This window comes from Azonexus hydrophilus DSM 23864 (genome assembly GCF_000429605.1).
Lineage (GTDB): Bacteria > Pseudomonadota > Gammaproteobacteria > Burkholderiales > Rhodocyclaceae > Azonexus > Azonexus hydrophilus.
In genome coordinates this window covers 587,606-602,881 of record NZ_KE386925.1, presented here as the reverse complement: position 1 = coordinate 602,881, position 15,276 = coordinate 587,606, and the positions used below count along the sequence as shown (strand labels likewise).

13 protein-coding genes are annotated in these 15,276 nt (G+C 63.8%); 9 read left to right on the top strand and 4 right to left on the bottom strand.

Features of this window, described 5'->3' with window-relative positions:
- The first annotated feature begins 9 nt into the window (after window positions 1-9).
- The 6 genes from G471_RS0114225 to G471_RS0114200 are packed head-to-tail and all read left to right on the top strand — an operon-like array spanning window position 10 to window position 8,323.
- Window positions 10-561, top strand: coding sequence for a chemotaxis protein CheW (locus G471_RS0114225; RefSeq protein ID WP_028995920.1), 552 nt, complete (start codon window positions 10-12; stop codon window positions 559-561).
- A 19-nt stretch (window positions 562-580) separates the two neighbouring features.
- Window positions 581-3,049: a HAMP domain-containing methyl-accepting chemotaxis protein gene (locus G471_RS0114220; RefSeq protein ID WP_081700284.1), complete on the top strand. Its 2,469-nt coding sequence runs from the start codon at window positions 581-583 to the stop codon at window positions 3,047-3,049.
- Window positions 3,050-3,106: 57 nt separating this feature from the next.
- Window positions 3,107-5,824: a methyl-accepting chemotaxis protein gene (locus G471_RS17855; RefSeq protein ID WP_043421662.1), complete on the top strand. Its 2,718-nt coding sequence runs from the start codon at window positions 3,107-3,109 to the stop codon at window positions 5,822-5,824.
- On the top strand, window positions 5,821-6,423 hold the full coding sequence (locus G471_RS0114210; RefSeq protein ID WP_028995918.1) for a chemotaxis protein CheD: 603 nt from the start codon (window positions 5,821-5,823) through the stop codon (window positions 6,421-6,423). The genes G471_RS17855 and G471_RS0114210 overlap by 4 nt, the downstream gene beginning before the upstream one ends.
- The gene (locus G471_RS0114205) at window positions 6,423-7,232 is read left to right on the top strand and encodes a CheR family methyltransferase (RefSeq protein WP_028995917.1); all 810 of its coding nucleotides are present in this window, start codon (window positions 6,423-6,425) and stop codon (window positions 7,230-7,232) included. Before G471_RS0114210 ends, G471_RS0114205 begins: the two co-directional genes overlap by 1 nt.
- A gap of 5 nt (window positions 7,233-7,237) precedes the next feature.
- On the top strand, window positions 7,238-8,323 hold the full coding sequence (locus G471_RS0114200; protein WP_028995916.1) for a protein-glutamate methylesterase/protein-glutamine glutaminase: 1,086 nt from the start codon (window positions 7,238-7,240) through the stop codon (window positions 8,321-8,323).
- Here the strand turns inward: G471_RS0114200 and rarD are convergent.
- Both rarD and G471_RS0114190 read right to left on the bottom strand, forming a co-directional pair.
- Window positions 8,320-9,201: an EamA family transporter RarD gene (rarD, locus tag G471_RS0114195; protein WP_028995915.1), complete on the bottom strand. Its 882-nt coding sequence runs from the start codon at window positions 9,199-9,201 to the stop codon at window positions 8,320-8,322. The genes G471_RS0114200 and rarD overlap by 4 nt on opposite strands.
- A gap of 2 nt (window positions 9,202-9,203) precedes the next feature.
- On the bottom strand, window positions 9,204-9,896 hold the full coding sequence (locus G471_RS0114190) for a DUF599 domain-containing protein (RefSeq protein ID WP_028995914.1): 693 nt from the start codon (window positions 9,894-9,896) through the stop codon (window positions 9,204-9,206).
- A 178-nt stretch (window positions 9,897-10,074) separates the two neighbouring features.
- On the opposite strand from G471_RS0114190, the gene G471_RS18465 reads away from it, so the two are divergent.
- A complete protein-coding gene (locus tag G471_RS18465) occupies window positions 10,075-11,367 on the top strand; it encodes a PAS domain-containing protein (protein ID WP_051295506.1) in 1,293 nt (430 codons plus the stop codon).
- Window positions 11,368-11,375: 8 nt separating this feature from the next.
- Here G471_RS18465 and pbpC read toward each other — a convergent pair whose 3' ends face one another.
- Together pbpC and G471_RS0114175 are read right to left on the bottom strand one after the other, a co-directional pair.
- Window positions 11,376-13,520 carry a penicillin-binding protein 1C gene (gene pbpC / locus G471_RS0114180; protein ID WP_425387164.1) on the bottom strand — a complete coding sequence of 715 codons (2,145 nt, stop codon included), beginning with the start codon at window positions 13,518-13,520 and terminating at the stop codon, window positions 11,376-11,378.
- A 17-nt stretch (window positions 13,521-13,537) separates the two neighbouring features.
- Window positions 13,538-14,107: a DUF1415 domain-containing protein gene (locus G471_RS0114175; RefSeq protein ID WP_051295505.1), complete on the bottom strand. Its 570-nt coding sequence runs from the start codon at window positions 14,105-14,107 to the stop codon at window positions 13,538-13,540.
- A 168-nt stretch (window positions 14,108-14,275) separates the two neighbouring features.
- Here G471_RS0114175 and G471_RS17845 point away from each other — a divergent pair, with 168 nt between their 5' ends.
- Both G471_RS17845 and G471_RS0114160 read left to right on the top strand, forming a co-directional pair.
- A complete protein-coding gene (locus G471_RS17845) occupies window positions 14,276-14,599 on the top strand; it encodes a thiosulfate sulfurtransferase GlpE (RefSeq protein WP_043421825.1) in 324 nt (107 codons plus the stop codon).
- Window positions 14,596-15,228, top strand: a complete 633-nt coding sequence (locus G471_RS0114160; protein WP_028995911.1) for a glutathione S-transferase family protein — start codon at window positions 14,596-14,598, stop codon at window positions 15,226-15,228. The genes G471_RS17845 and G471_RS0114160 overlap by 4 nt, the downstream gene beginning before the upstream one ends.
- Window positions 15,229-15,276: the final 48 nt, after the last annotated feature.

The window sequence follows — 15,276 nt, the reverse complement described above, 5'->3', positions numbered from 1 at the left end:
GGGGCCATCATGGGACAAGTTGTCCAGAGCGCTGGAAAATCCGGAAAATCGGTGGCCGAACTGGCCGCCGACAGCGCACCGCAGCAGTACCTGACCTTCACGCTGGGCGGCGAGATGTTTGCCGTCGCCATCCTCAACGTCAAGGAAATCATCGAATACGGCACGGTCACCGAAATTCCGATGATGCCGGGCTTCATCCGCGGGGTGATCAACCTGCGCGGCGCGGTGGTGCCGGTCATCGATCTGTCCTGCCGGTTTGGCGGGAAATCGTCGCAGGTGGCGCGGCGGACCTGCATCGTCATCGTCGAGCTTGAACAGGACGATCAGAAACACGATATCGGCGTGATGGTCGATGCCGTTTCGGAAGTGCTGGAAATTCCGCGTTCCGATATCGAGCCGCCGCCGAGCTTCGGCGCCAAGATCCGTACCGATTTCATTTCCGGGATGGGCAAGGTCGGCGGCAAGTTCGTCATCATCCTCGACGTGGCCCGCGTGCTCTCGGTCGAGGAAATTGCCATGCTGACCCAGATCGGCGAAAGCAGCGCCAGCGAAGCGGCCTGAGTCAAAGAGGGAGGGCATCATGCTGAATAACATGAAGGTGGGCTCGCGCCTGGTCATCCTGCTGACCATCATTCTTGGTTTCCTGTTCGTGATTTCCTTTGCCGCCTTGCGTGGCCTCGAGACATCGCGGCAGGACCTGCAGGTTACCAACGAGGAAAAACTCAAGCCGACCCGGCTAGCCGGCCGTTTGCAGCGCATGGTCGCCGATACCCGAATCCAGAGTCTGCTGACCTTGCAGCACGATCCAAAGTCCGAGTTCGTCAAGCTGCACGATCATCCGACTACCATGCACATCGAAACGATAGGCAAGGCGCGGGCGCAGTTGATCGAGACCTTGGCGGAAATCAAGCAACACAACATGGGTGAGGAGGAGCGCCAACTGCTGGCGAATGTCGAGTCGGCCGCCAATGTCTACCTGACGGAAGCCCTTGATCCGACGGTCCGCCTGTTGCAGGCAGGTGACTTCTATCAGGCCAATGTGCTGCTGCTGCAGCAAATGAACCCCAAGGCAGCACAGTTTCAGGAAACCATTGCCAAGCTCAATAATTTTTACAATGACAGCGCCAGAACACTCTACGAGCAGGCTTCGGCGCAGGGGGAGCGGGCACGCTCTCTGACCTTGACCCTCAGTGCGGCAGCCATCCTGCTGGCCATTGTGCTGGGCTGGCTGATCATCCGCAGCATTACCCGGCCGCTTGGCGAGGTGGTGCAGGCTGCGCACAAGATGGCGGTTGGTGACCTCAACTTCAAGCTGGTCAGCGAGGACAGGAACGAGGTTGCCGAGGTGGTCCGTGCCGTGGCATCGGTACAGCGTGCCGTGCAGGAAATGGTGCAGGATACGCGGCGCCTGGGCGAAGCGGCGGTTGCCGGAGAACTGTCGGTGCGGGCCGATGCGGAAAAGCATCAGGGGGATTACCGGGCCATCGTCGCAGGCATCAATCACACGCTGGATGCCGTGATCGGGCCGCTGAACGTGGCCGCAAGTTACGTGGACCGTATCTCGAAGGGGGATATCCCGCCGGCAATTACGGACAGCTACAACGGCGATTTCAATGCCATCAAGAACAATCTGAATACCTGCATCGCGGCCGTCAACCGGCTGGTTGCCGATGCGCGGACGCTTTCCGTCGCCGCTGTCGAAGGGCGGCTGTCCACCCGGGCCGATGCCACCCGTCATCAGGGGGATTTCCGCAAGATCGTCGAGGGTGTCAATGACACCCTGGATGCGGTGATCGGCCCCCTGAATGTGGCCGCCAACTACGTCGACCGCATTTCCAAGGGCGATATCCCGGCCAGGATCACCGACAGCTACAACGGCGATTTCAACAACATCAAGAACAACCTGAACACCTGCATCGAGGCGGTCAACAAACTGATCGCCGATGCCAACATGCTCTCGGCGGCGGCCGTCGCCGGCAAGCTTGAGACGCGCGCCGATGCCGGTCAGCACCAGGGCGATTTCCGTCGTATCGTCGAAGGAGTCAATGCCACGCTGGACGCGGTGGTGACGCCGATTCAGGATGTCCAGCGCGTGCTGGCCGCGATGGAAAAGGGCGACATGACCCAGAGCATCAGCGCGTCCTACAACGGCGATTTCGACGTGCTCAAGCAGGCGCTCAACAACACGATTGCCCGCCTGTCGGAAACGGTGGCCCAGATCATCACTGCTGCCGACGCCCTGTCGAATGCCGCCGGCCAGGTTTCGGCAACAGCGCAGTCGCTGTCGCAATCCTCTTCCGAGCAGGCCGCTTCGGTCGAGGAAACCACGGCCTCGCTGGAGCAGATGACGGCATCGGTCGAACAGAACACCGAAAACGCCAAGGTCACCGACAACATGGCGACCAAGTCGGCTAGTGAAGCGGTCGAGGGTGGCGACGCGGTCGGCAAGACGGTCGAGGCGATGAAGTCGATTGCCGACAAGATCGGCATCATCGACGACATCGCCTACCAGACCAACCTGCTGGCGCTGAACGCAGCCATCGAGGCGGCGCGCGCCGGCGAGCATGGCAAGGGTTTTGCCGTGGTGGCGGCGGAAGTGCGCAAGCTGGCCGAACGTAGCCAGGTGGCGGCGCAGGAAATCGGTCAGTTGGCCGGTTCCAGCGTCAAGATGGCCGAGCGGGCGGGCAACCTGCTGCAGGAAATGGTGCCGAGCATCCAGAAGACGTCGGATCTGGTCCAGGAAATCGCTTCGTCCTCGCAAGAGCAGTCGGTCGGCGTCGCCCAGATCAACAACGCCATGGGGCAGCTGAACAAGGCGACGCAACAGAATGCTTCGGCGTCCGAGGAACTGGCGGCAACCGCCGAGGAGCTGGGCGGCCAGGCCGGCCAGTTGCAGGAATTGATGAGTTTCTTCTCGGTGCAGCCGGGACGTTCGCCATCGCCTGCCAGAAACCCGGCAGCGACTGTGTCCAGACGCCCTGTCGCGGCGACGGCGAGTGCGCGGCGCGCGGTCGCGGTGCTCGACGAGGCCGATTTCGAAAAGTTCTGAACCTGGGTACCGGCGACGGTACCCGAAACAAACATAAAAATAACGCGGAGAGACAACATGGCCTTTCAGATCAGCCGATTGCATTCATTGAAGACCCAGCTGTTCACGGTCTTCTGGGCATTGACCGCGGCGCTGCTGTACTACGCCATTTCGGCCATCCTCAGCGACTGGCAGCAGTTGAAGTCGCTCGACGATGTGGCCGATGCGCAGAAGATCGCCATCACCAGTGGCAGCCTGGCCCACGAACTGCAGAAGGAGCGCGGGTTGTCGGCTGGTTTCCTGTCCTCGCGCGGCGAGCGTTTCCGCGATACCTTGACCAGTCAGCGCCAGTTGAGCGATCAGGTGTTCAAGGAATTCGAGACCCTGCAGGCTGAAATCGACGTCGCCCGCCTGGGCGACAGTGTCCGCGGCAAGCTCGACGCCAGCCTGAAGGCCATGCAACAACTTGCCGAGACGCGGCGGGCGATCGACGGTCTGCAGATGCAGCCGCCGGCCTCGTTTGCCTATTACTCGAACACCATCGATCAGTTGCTCGACATGGTCACCGAGAGTGGCAAGATCAGCGACCAGGACATCACCAGCAAGGCGCTGACCGCGCTCGATCTGTTCCTGCGCGCCAAGGAAAATGCCGGTCGCGAGCGGGCCACGGTCAATGGCATCCTCACTGCCAACGCGCCGGTTGCCTTGCCCCAGTTCCGGACCCTGGCCAGCGTGGTGGCGGCGCAGGGCGCCTACGTCAAGCAATTCCTCTCGGTGGCCGACCCAGCTCGTGTCGATGAGCTTTCCGGACTGCTGGGCGGGCCAGTAAACGGCGAGGTCGAGCAGATCCGTCAGCGGGTTTTCGACAAGGTCAACGAAGGCGGTTTCGAGGTCGAGCCAGCCCACTGGTTCAAGGTGATCAGCGACAAGATCGACGCCATGAAGGTGATCGAGGACCATCTGGTTGGCGATCTGAGCGCCAAGGTCGAAGCTTTGCGCGCGGCGGCACGCTGGTCGCTGACCATGGGGATCGCGGTGGTCCTGGTCGGCGTACTGTTCAACATCCTCTTCCTCTGGGTGATGATCCGTCTGGTGCGCGGCCTGGGCTCGGCGCAAGGCAGCGTCAGCCGTCTGGCGGCCGGCGATTTCTCGCGTCAGGTCGAGGTCGACCGCAAGGACGAACTGGGTGCCGTCCAGGCTTCGCTGGCGGAAATCCAGCAGGTGCTGATCAGCATGGACCACGACGCCCAGGCCCTGGTCGCCGCCGCCCTGCAGGGCGATCTGTCGGTGCGCGCCGATGCCTCGCGGCATCCGGGTGAGTACGCCAGCATCATCGCCGGCATCAACCAGACCCTGGATGCGGTCATCGGGCCGCTCAACGTCGCCGCCAACTATGTCGACCGGATTGCCAAGGGCGATATTCCGCCGCCGATCACCGACGCCTATCACGGCGATTTCAATGTCATCAAGAACAACCTGAACACCTGCGTCGAGGCGGTCAACAAGCTGGTCGCCGATGCTGCCATGCTGAGTACGGCAGCGATCGAGGGCAAGCTGTCGACGCGCGCCGACGCCAGCCGTCATGCCGGGGATTTCAAGCGCATCGTCGACGGTGTGAACCGCACGCTCGACGCTGTGATCGGGCCGCTCAACGTCGCTGCCAGCTACGTGGACCGGATTGCCCGTGGCGACATTCCGCCGCGCATCACCGATACCTACAACGGCGATTTCAATACGCTGAAGAACAACCTGAACACTTGTATCGCTGCGGTCAACAAACTGGTCGAGGATGCCAACATGCTGTCGGCCGCTGCGGTCGCTGGCAAGCTGGCGACGCGCGCCGACGCCGACCTGCACCAGGGCGACTTCCGCAGGATTGTCGAAGGCGTCAATGCCACCCTCGATGCCGTCGTGACGCCGATCCAGGATGTCCAGCGGGTGCTGGCGGCGATGGAGCGGGGCGACATGAGCCCGCGCATCACCGAGGCCTACCAGGGCGATTTCGCTACCCTGCAGACGGCCCTGAACAACACGCTGAACAAGCTTTCCGACACCATTGCCCAGATCATCGTCGCCGCTGACGCCTTGTCCAATGCCGCCGGCCAGGTCTCGGCAACGGCCCAGTCGCTGAGCCAGGCTTCGTCCGAGCAGGCGGCTTCGGTCGAGGAAACCACGGCCTCGCTGGAGCAGATGACCGCATCGGTCACCCAGAACACTGACAATGCCAAGGTCACCGACGGCATTGCCACGCGCGCGGCGACCGAGGCTGGCGACGGTGGCGAGGCGGTCAACCGGACCGTCGAGGCGATGAAGTCGATTGCCGGCAAGATCGGCATCATCGACGACATCGCCTACCAGACCAACCTGCTGGCGCTGAATGCGGCGATTGAGGCGGCCCGCGCCGGCGAGCACGGCAAGGGCTTTGCCGTGGTCGCGGCGGAAGTGCGCAAGCTGGCCGAACGCAGCCAGGTGGCGGCGCAGGAAATTGGTCAATTGGCCGGTTCGTCGGTCAAGATGGCGGAAAGCGCCGGCCAGTTGCTCGAAGCCATGGTGCCGAACATCCAGAAGACCTCGGATCTGGTCCAGGAGATTGCCTCGGCCAGCCAGGAGCAATCGTCGGGCGTGGCCCAGATCAACCAGGCCATGGGCCAGTTGAACAAGGCGACCCAGCAGAATGCTTCGGCCTCGGAAGAACTGGCCGCCACGGCCGAGGAACTGGGCGGGCAGGCCGGGCAACTGCAGGAATTGATGGACTTCTTCACCGTCGAGCAAGGGCGCGGGCAAGGACGTCGATGACCGATTACAGCAGTCTGAGCACCCGGGATATCGAACGTCTGTCGCGCAGCATCCGGCCCGGCGAGTGGGCGGTCGAGCGCGAGCGGCCGATTTCCACGCTGCTCGGCTCCTGTGTGGCGGTCTGCCTGTTTGATCCGGTACTGCCGATTGCCGGGATGAATCACTTCATGCTGCCGCAGATGAAGCGCGGCGCGCACGCCGACGAAGATGTACTGCTGGCTGGCGACGCCTGCATGGAAGCCCTGCTCAACGGCATGCTGCAGCGCGGTGCGGCCAAGCACCGCATGCAGGCCAAGGCCTTCGGCGGCGGTGCGGTGATCGACACCACGGTTCAGGGGGCGCCGGCGGTGGGCAAGCGCAACGCCGATTTTGCCCATGAATGGCTGGACCGCGAAGGCATTCCGCTGGTGGCTTCCGACTTCCTCGGTCCGTGGTCGCGCAAGATCCTGCTGGTTCCGGCTACCGGCGACGCTTACTGCAAGCGGGTCACGTCCAGCCTGGTCAGCCAGGAATCCCTGCGTCGCGAGGAACAGGCCTACGCCGAATCCCTGCTCAACAAGCCGGCGCAGCCTGCCGGCAAGAAAATCGAGTTGTTCTGATGAGCGAATCCGCAATCACCGATCAGGAATTCGGGCTGTTCCAGCGCCTGATCTACAAGCTTGCCGGCATCAGCCTGTCCGACGCCAAGAAGGTGCTGCTCGTCGGTCGTCTGCAGAAACGCCTGCGCTACTATCAACTGGATAACTTCAGCCAGTATTACCGCATGCTCGCTACCGGCGAACATCCGGAAGAACTGCAGACCATGGTCGATCTGCTGACCACCAACGAAACCTATTTCTTCCGCGAACCCAAACATTTCGACTTCCTGCGCGAAGAAATCCTCGCCAACCGGCGCAGCCCGTCGACCTTCCGGGTTTGGAGCGCAGCCAGTTCGACCGGCGAGGAGGCCTACACCCTGGCCATGCTGCTGGCCGAGAACCTGAAGGATGCGCCCTGGGAGATCGTCGGCTCGGACATCAGCACGCAGGTGCTGGAGAAGGCTCGGCGCGGGCATTATCCGATCGAGCGTAACGAGGGCATTCCGCCGGCTCTGCTCGGCAAGTACTGCCTCAAGGGGGTGCGCAGCCAGGCCGGCACCTTCCTGATCTCGCCGACCCTGCGCAGCCGCTGCACTTTTCACCACATCAACCTGACCCAGGAAATCACCGCCGACATCGGCCGTTTCGACGTGATCTTCCTGCGCAACGTGATGATCTATTTCGACATGGAAACCAAGCGCAAGGTGGTGGGCAATCTTCTGCCGCGCCTGCAGCCGGGTGGGTATTTCATCATTGGTCATTCGGAAACGCTGAACGGCATTTCCTGCGGACTGACCCAGGTTCGTCCGACCATTTACCAAAAAGACTGACGGACATGGCAGGAAACATCAAGGTAATGATCGTCGACGACTCGGCGCTGGTGCGCCAGGTCATTTCCCAGGCACTTTCGCGGGAGCCGGGCATCGAGGTGGTTGCCACCGCGTCCGACCCGGTGTTTGCCGTGGACAAGCTGCGGGCCTGCTGGCCGGATGTGCTGATCGTCGATATCGAGATGCCGCGCATGGATGGCATCTCCTTCCTGCGCAAGATCATGACCGAGCGGCCGACGCCGGTGATCATCTGCTCGTCGCTGGCCGAAAGCGGCGCCCAGGCGACTTTCGACGCCATGGCGGCCGGCGCGGTGACCATCATCACCAAGCCCAAGGCCGGTCTCAAGGCTTTTCTCGAAGATTCATCCAACGACATCGTCCAGGCGGTGCGTACCGCCGCCAAGGCCAACCTGCGCGCGCTGCCGCGCAGCGGTACGGCGGCACCGCTGAATCGCCCGAAACTGACCGCCGACGCCGTCCTGGCTTCCGGCACGCCGACCGCCATGGCGCGCACCACCGACCAGTTGATCGCCATCGGCACCTCGACCGGCGGCACCCAGGCCCTGGAGGCCATCCTGACACGCCTGCCGGCGACCTGCCTGGGCATCGTCATCGTCCAGCACATGCCCGAGAAATTCACCGCCATGTTCGCCGAACGCCTGAACAGCATCTGCGAGATCGAAGTGCGCGAAGCGCGCGACGGCGACCGGGTCATGCCCGGTCGGGCGCTGATCGCCCCCGGCGGCCGGCACATGATGCTCAAGCGTAGCGGTGCGCAATACCTGGTCGAGGTGGTCGACGGGCCACTGGTCAATCGCCACAAGCCGTCGGTCGATGTGCTGTTCCGTTCGGTCGCCAAATTTGCCGGTGCCAACGCGCTGGGCATCATCCTGACCGGCATGGGCGACGACGGTGCCCGCGGACTCAAGGAAATGCACGATGCCGGCGCCCACACCATCGCCCAGGACGAAGCCAGTTGCGTGGTCTTCGGCATGCCCCGCGAGGCCATCAAGCTGGGCGCGGCCGATCAGGTGATGCCGCTGGACAGCGTCCCGGAAGCGATGATGGGCTACACCCGGGCCAACCGCTAGGCGCCCTGGCGTTTCTGCCACATGCTCCAGCTGAACACCAGCAGGCCTAGCCAGATCAGCGCGAAACTGAGCAGTTTTCCGGTCTGCAGCGGTTCGCCGAAAATGTAGATGGCGGTCAGGAACTGCATGGTCGGGTTGATGTACATCAGCATGCCGACGGTGGCCAGGTTCAGGCGTTGGGTGGCGGCGGCGAAGGCGATCAGCGGCAGGGCGGTGAGGATGCCGGCGCCGATCAGCCAGAGCGTGGTCGAGGGCGTATCCAGGACGAACACCGTATGCCCGCTGTTGGCCTGCCAGATCGCGTAGGCGAAACACAGCGGCAGCATGACCAGGGTTTCCAGCCACAGGCCGGGCAGGGCATCGACCGGCACCTGCTTGCGCACCAGGCCGTAAGTGCCGAAGGTGCCGGCCAGGAACAGCGATACCCAGGGCAGACCGCCGAGGGTGACGATTTCATTGACCAGACCGGCGACGGCCAGGCCGATGGCCAGCCATTCCTTGCCGTTGAGCCGTTCCTTGAGCACCAGCAGGCCGAGCAGCACGTTGACGATGGGCGTCAGGAAATAACCCAGGCTCGACTCGACCACTTGCTGGTTGCCGACCGCCCACAGGAAAACCAGCCAGTTGCTGCCGACCAGCAGTGCCGCCAGGCTGAGCATGGCGATCTGGCGCGGCTTGCCGAAAATCTGCCGGACCTTGTGCCATTGGCGGCTGAGCATCAGCAGCAGGGCGACGAAGACGCAGGCCCACAAGGCGCGGTTGGCGAGGATGTCCATCGGCGCGACATGATTGAGCTGATGGAAGTACAGCGGGAAAAATCCCCAGATACCATAGGCGAGCAGGCCGAAGCCGACGCCGGCCAGTGCGTTCTTCTGCATGGTCAGGCTTTGCCGCGCAGGACGTCGAGGGCGGCCGAGCGATAGTCGCGGCGATACAGCACGACACACACCAGCAGGGCAGCGAGCGCCAGGATCAGCGGATGGAACAGCCAGCCGGCAGCGGCCAGGCCGAAATAATAGGCCCGGATGCCGCGGTTGAAATCGTCGCCGGCCAGGTTGTTGGCACCGGCGACCTGCCGGGCGTAGGCGTCGATGGCCGGGTCGCCGGTCGCCCCGGTTGGCGCGGCGCCGACGAGGATGGACAGCAGGTTGAACTGGCGCAGCGACCAGGTGAACTTGAAGTAGGCGAAGACGAAACTGCCGAGTACCAGGATCAGCTTGATCTCCAGCAATTCGCGGCTGCCCGGCCCGGCGAAGGGCAGGTCGGCCGCCACGCCGAGCAGCGTGTCGGCGGCGCCGAGGGCGGCGAACAGGCCGGCGATGATGTAAATGGTGGTGTTGGCGTAGAACGAGACGCTGGTCATCAGGTTGCCGATCAGCGTCGAGTCGGTCACCCGGACATCGCGTTCGAGCATGCGGTAAGCCCATTCCAGCCGGTAGCGCTGGCTGGTCCGGATCAGCCCGCCGGCACCGCGCACGCTGTGTTCCGAAAACCAGGCGTAGCCGGCCCAACTGGCAAAAAACACGGTCAGTGCCAGCCAGTCGATGGCGGAGAGATGGGGAAATGCATGCATGGCGGAAGTTTGCCACAAGCTCGTCATCGGCAGGCTTAGGGATTTTCCCCGGCCATGCTTGGCGCGAGGCAATTTAGCACAACAATGTGTCAAAATTATGTCAAATAACAAAAATATTGATATTTGCATTGTTTTGATTTAATGTATTTGACGATTATGTAACTTATGAGGTGTCGCCTTGGTCATCGTCAGCCCCCGTTTCAACCCGCCGGAGTTTGTGCCGGAAGTGCTTGATTCCCTGTTGCAGGGGAGTCCGGTGGCGACATTCGTGATCGACGGGCAACATCGCGTCACCCACTGGAATCGCGCCTGCGAACTGGTGACCGGTATTCCGGCAGCTGAAATCATCGGTAGCAGCGATCACTGGCGTGGCTTTTACGCGGCGCCGCGCCCCATACTCGCTGATTACATCGTTGCCGGCGAGATCGAGCAGGCCATGCGCAACTACGAGGCCGGGCACTGCAAGGCTTCCGAGGTGGTTGTCGGGGCTTACGAAGCCGAGGGTTTCTTTCCTTCGCTCGGAGAACGGGGCTGCTGGCTGTACTTCACCGCCGCTCCCGTGCTCGGCCCGGGGGGGGAAGTCATCGGCGCCATCGAGACCCTGCAGAACATCACTGCCCGCAAGCTTGCCGAACAGGCCTTGCTCGACCAGAACAGCGCACTGGAAGCCGCCGTCGCCGAAAGAACCCGGGCGCTTGAGCAGAACAATGCCGAACTGCGCGCGCTGCTGCAGGAGCGTTGCGAACTGCAGGAGCAGGTCGGATCGGCCAGCAGCACGGCGTTTTCGGCAATGAGCAGCATGGGCGAGATGGGCGTGCTGTTGCAGGCACTGCAGCGCTTCAACAGTTGCCAGCAGGCTGGAGAACTGGCGCAACTGGTGCTCGATACGCTGGTTTCATATGAGCTCGTCGGCGCAGTGGAACTGCGCCTGCCCGGGCAGGCGGTTCGGATGTTTCCCGATTCAGGTGGCCTCGAAGCCGCCACCTTCGCCAACTTGCGCGACATGGGGCGGATCGTCGGCTTCCATAGCCGGATGATTGTCAATTACCCCTGTCTCTCTATCCTGGTCAGCAACATGCCGCGGGACGACGAACGGGCAGGGCGGATCCGGGATAATTTGGCCATCCTGGCCGAGGCGGCCGATGCCCGGGTGCGGGCACTGGATGCGGAACTGCGTCGGCAACAGGGAGAGGCGGCGATCAGTGGCAGTCTGGCGGGGATCAACAAGCTGCTCGCGGCCATCGAAGGGCGGCAGAAACAGTCGATGGCCGAAACCCGGATGGCTATCCATCGCCTGGGGGAAACGCTGGAAAAACGTTTTGTCCATCTCGGCCTGACCGAGCAACAGGAGCGTTATCTGCTGGAAACCGTGCGCGATGGACTGGATGGCCTGATCGATGCCCAGGACGGGCAACTCGACATTCAGTCAGAACTATCCGCCATCATCCATCGTCTGACCGACGCGGTCTGACCTGGGGATCAGCGGGGTTTGCCGCGCAAGGCGCGGACCTCGAAGCGGCTGCTGTCGATCAGGGTGCCGCGTGCATCGTGCAGGCTCAGGCGGTGCCTGCCCGGTTGCGGAAGCCAGCGGTCGCTGGTACCGGCGGGCAGCGGCTGGTCGTTGATCCGCCACTGGCCGCCCTTGGGCATGGGGCCGGAGAGGCGCAGCGGGATGCGTTGGCGGGCGGGCGGAATGTCCGGGTCGAGGGCGATCACCGTGCCGTCGGCCGGATAGACGATGCGGGTCAACGCCTGGCCGGCGGCGGCGCGGACGACCGGCTGTTCAGTACCCTGGATGAACCACTCGCGGCGGGGCGGTTCGAGCGCCGGTTCGAAGCGGATGGTCAGCCCGACGACGCCGGCGGGGGCTGTCGGCGGCGGGGTATGCGCAGCGCGCTGCAGGCGGTCCATGACTTCGCGCCACACCGGCGCCGCGCCGGAAATGCCGGAAACGTCGTGCATCGGACTGCCCGAGGCATTGCCGACCCAGACGCCGACGGTGTAGCGCGGCGAGAAGCCGACGCACCAGTTGTCGCGCATGTCCTTGCTGGTACCGGTCTTGACCGCCGCCCAATAGGGCGTTGCCAGCCAGGATTCGAGGCCGAAGGTGCCAGCGCGGGCGGCGCGGTCGGCGAGGATGTCGCCGACCAGAAAAGCCGCCGCCGGGGTGCCGACGGTGTGTGGCTTGCCGTCGAAAACCCCCTCGCAACCGCCCTGGCGGCAGGGCGCCGTTGCCGGCTCGCGGGCCGGCAGGGCGCGCAGCGGCGTCCATTTGCCGGCGTTGGCCAGGGTTCGGTAGGCGTTGCTCAGCATCAGCAGCGAGACGTCGGCCGAGCCGAGCGCTAGGCTGTAGCCGTACCATTCGCCGTCTTCCTTCAGACTGGCGAAACCGAGCCCGCGCAGGCGCTGATGAAAGGCGTCGGCGCCGACGCGGACCAGCGTCTGCACCGCCGGCACGTTCAGCGAACCGGCCAGCGCCGGCCGGGCCGACACCCAGCCACGGTAGCCGGGATCGTAGTTCTGCGGTGTGTACAGGCCGTTGCCGGTGTCCAGGCTCAGCGGTGCATCGTCGATCAGCGAAGCCGGCGTCAGCAGGCGGCGTTCGAAAGCCTGGGCGTAGAGAAAGGGCTTCAGCGTCGATCCGGCCTGACGCAGCGCTGTCGCGCCATCGACTTCGGCGGCGCCGGACAGGTCGCCACTGGAGCCGACCCAGGCGAGGATCTCGCCGCTGGCGTTGTCGATGACGATGACCGCGCCGTCCTCGGCGTTCTGGCGGCTGAGCGCCGACAGGTGGCGGCGCAGGCTGTCGACGGCAAAGGCCTGCAAATCGGCGTCGAGGCTGCTGCGCCGGTCGCGGCCGGGTTCGGCGAGTAGTTTGCGGGCGAGGTGCGGCGCCAGTTGCGGCGCTTCCGGGCGTAAATCGCGCAGGTTGTGGTTGAGCGCCTGGAAGGTGAAGGCTTCCAGGCCACGGCATTCGTCGGCGCGCTGCAGTTCGGTGAGCAGCGCGCAGGCGCGCCGGGCGACGGTATCCGGCGTGGCGTTGGGTGCGCGCAGCAGGACGGCGGCAATGGCCGATTCGCGGTCGTCGAGGCCGTGCGGCCATTTGCCGAACAAGGCCCGGCTCATCGCCGCGACGCCCTGTAGTTCGCCGCGAAAACTGACCAGGTTGAGGTAAGCCTCGACGATGCGGCCCTTACTCCAGCTCTGCTCCAGACGCAGGGCGGCGGCTGACTGGCCGATCTTGGCGAGAAAGCTGCGCTGGCCGCGTCTTTGCCCGTCTTCTTCGATCAGCCCGGCCAGCTGCATGGTCAATGTGCTGGCGCCACGGGTGCGGCTGCCGCGCAGGTTGCTCCAGGCGGCGCTGCCGGCGGCCAGCCAGTCGACGCCGCCGTGTTCCATGAAGCGCTTGTCTTCGGCGGCGATCACCGCGCGCAGCAGGGCCGGCGAGATGTCGGCGAGCGGCGTCCACGCCAGTCGGCGCACCTGCATGTCGACGCGCAGGCTGTGCAGCGGTCGGCCGTCGCGCGCGAGCAGCGTCGCTTCCGAGGGTCGGTAGGCGGCACGGACTTCGTCGAACGACGGTAGCGCGACTGCCGGCAGCGGCGCCAGCAGCGTGCAGATCAGCAGGAGGGTGCGGCGGATCAGCGGGTCCAGAGTTTTTTCCAGCCGTCGTGGCCGAGGCGCTGCATGGTCTCGATGTTGCGCTCGTAGATCGATTCGGCGTCGGGGAAAGCCGCCACCGCGCGGTCGATGCTGCTTTCACGGAGCAGGTGCAGTGTCGGATAGGGCGAGCGGTTGGTGAAATTGGCGATGTCGTCGGGGTCGCTGCCGGCGAATTCGTATTGCGGGTGCAGGCTGGCGATCTGGAACACGCCTTCGTAGTCGAGATTGCGCAGCAGCGCGTCGGCTTCGGCGAGGAAGAAGTGGTAGTCGAGAAAATCGCTCATCGCCAGCGGGTGGATCAGCAGCGTGGTGTCGAGCTCGGCTGCCGGCGTCGTCGCGAGCAGGGCGAATTCGTGTTCCAGTTCGGCGAGCAATTGGTCGGCATTGCTGGCTGCACTCAGCGCGTAGCGCACCTGTTTCTTGACGACCACGCTTTTGGCGAACGGACAGAGGTTGAGGCCGATGACGGCACGTTCGAGCCAGGTGCGGGTGGCGTCGAGGATCGCTTCGCCATCGCTGGCGGTATAGGGGTGCAGCAGGTCAGACATGCGGATTGGTTTCGTGAGGGTGTCGGACATTCTAGCGCCGGGGGCCAACAATGTCGCACATCCGACAGGCGCCATGCCGGCCAATGCCCGCCAGCCGGCGTTTGCCAGCGCTCATGGTGCTGGCATCGCTTTTGCGTCATCTGCTCATCTTCTGCCAGGCCATCGACCATGAACGCTATTGACCGCATTCCCTTCCAGTGCATTTCCGCCACACAGGCGGCCGAACTGCTCCGCCAGGAAGCCAGTCTGGCCCTGTTCGACGTGCGCGATCTGGTCAGTTACCGCCAGGGCCATATCGAGGGCGCTGCCCAGCTTTCGGAAGAACGTGTGCTGGCCTGGGTCAAGCGCTTGCCGAAAGAGCAGCCGGTGCTGATCTACTGCTATCACGGCAACGCCAGCCAGACTTATGCGCAGATGTTCAGCGACTTCCGTTTTCAGCGCGTATTCAGCGTCGACGGCGGTTATGAGAAGCTGGTGGCGGCGCTGGCATGAGCAAGAAGTTCTACATGACGCCCGGTTCATGTTCGACCGGCATCCACATCCTGCTTGAAGAATGCGGCCTGGTGTTCGAGGCCTGGTTCATCAATCTGCTGGCCGGCGACCAGTACAAGAAGGATTACCAGGCGATCAATCCCAAGGGCACGATTCCGGCGCTGGTGCTCGACGATGGCACGGCGCTGACCGAGTTTTCTGCAATTGCCTGGTGGCTGGCGCGCAGCTATTCGAAGCGCAAGCTGTTGCCGACCGACATTGCTGGTGAGGTGCGCGTGCTCGGCTGGCTCAACTACATCGTGCATACGCTGCACACCCAGGGTTTTGCCCGCATCTTCACCACCGAGCGCTTCGCGCCGAGTACGAGCGATCACGAATCGGTAAAGGCGCAGGGCCGGCAGATCATCGACCAGGGCTTCGCCCTGATCAACGGCGAACTCGCCGGTCGCGACTGGTTCGCCGACAATTTCGGCATCGCCGACGCAGCGCTGTTCTACGTCGAGTTCTGGGCGGTGCGCAGCGATATCCCCTTGCCCGAACATTGCGCTGCCCATTACCAGCGCATGCTGACGCGGCCAGCGGTACGCCAGGTGCTGGCCGAGGAGGGTTACGCTTCGGCGCTGCGTTGAGTGTCTGGCCTGGGCGCCCGGATTCCGCTACATTGCGCAGCGATCCAT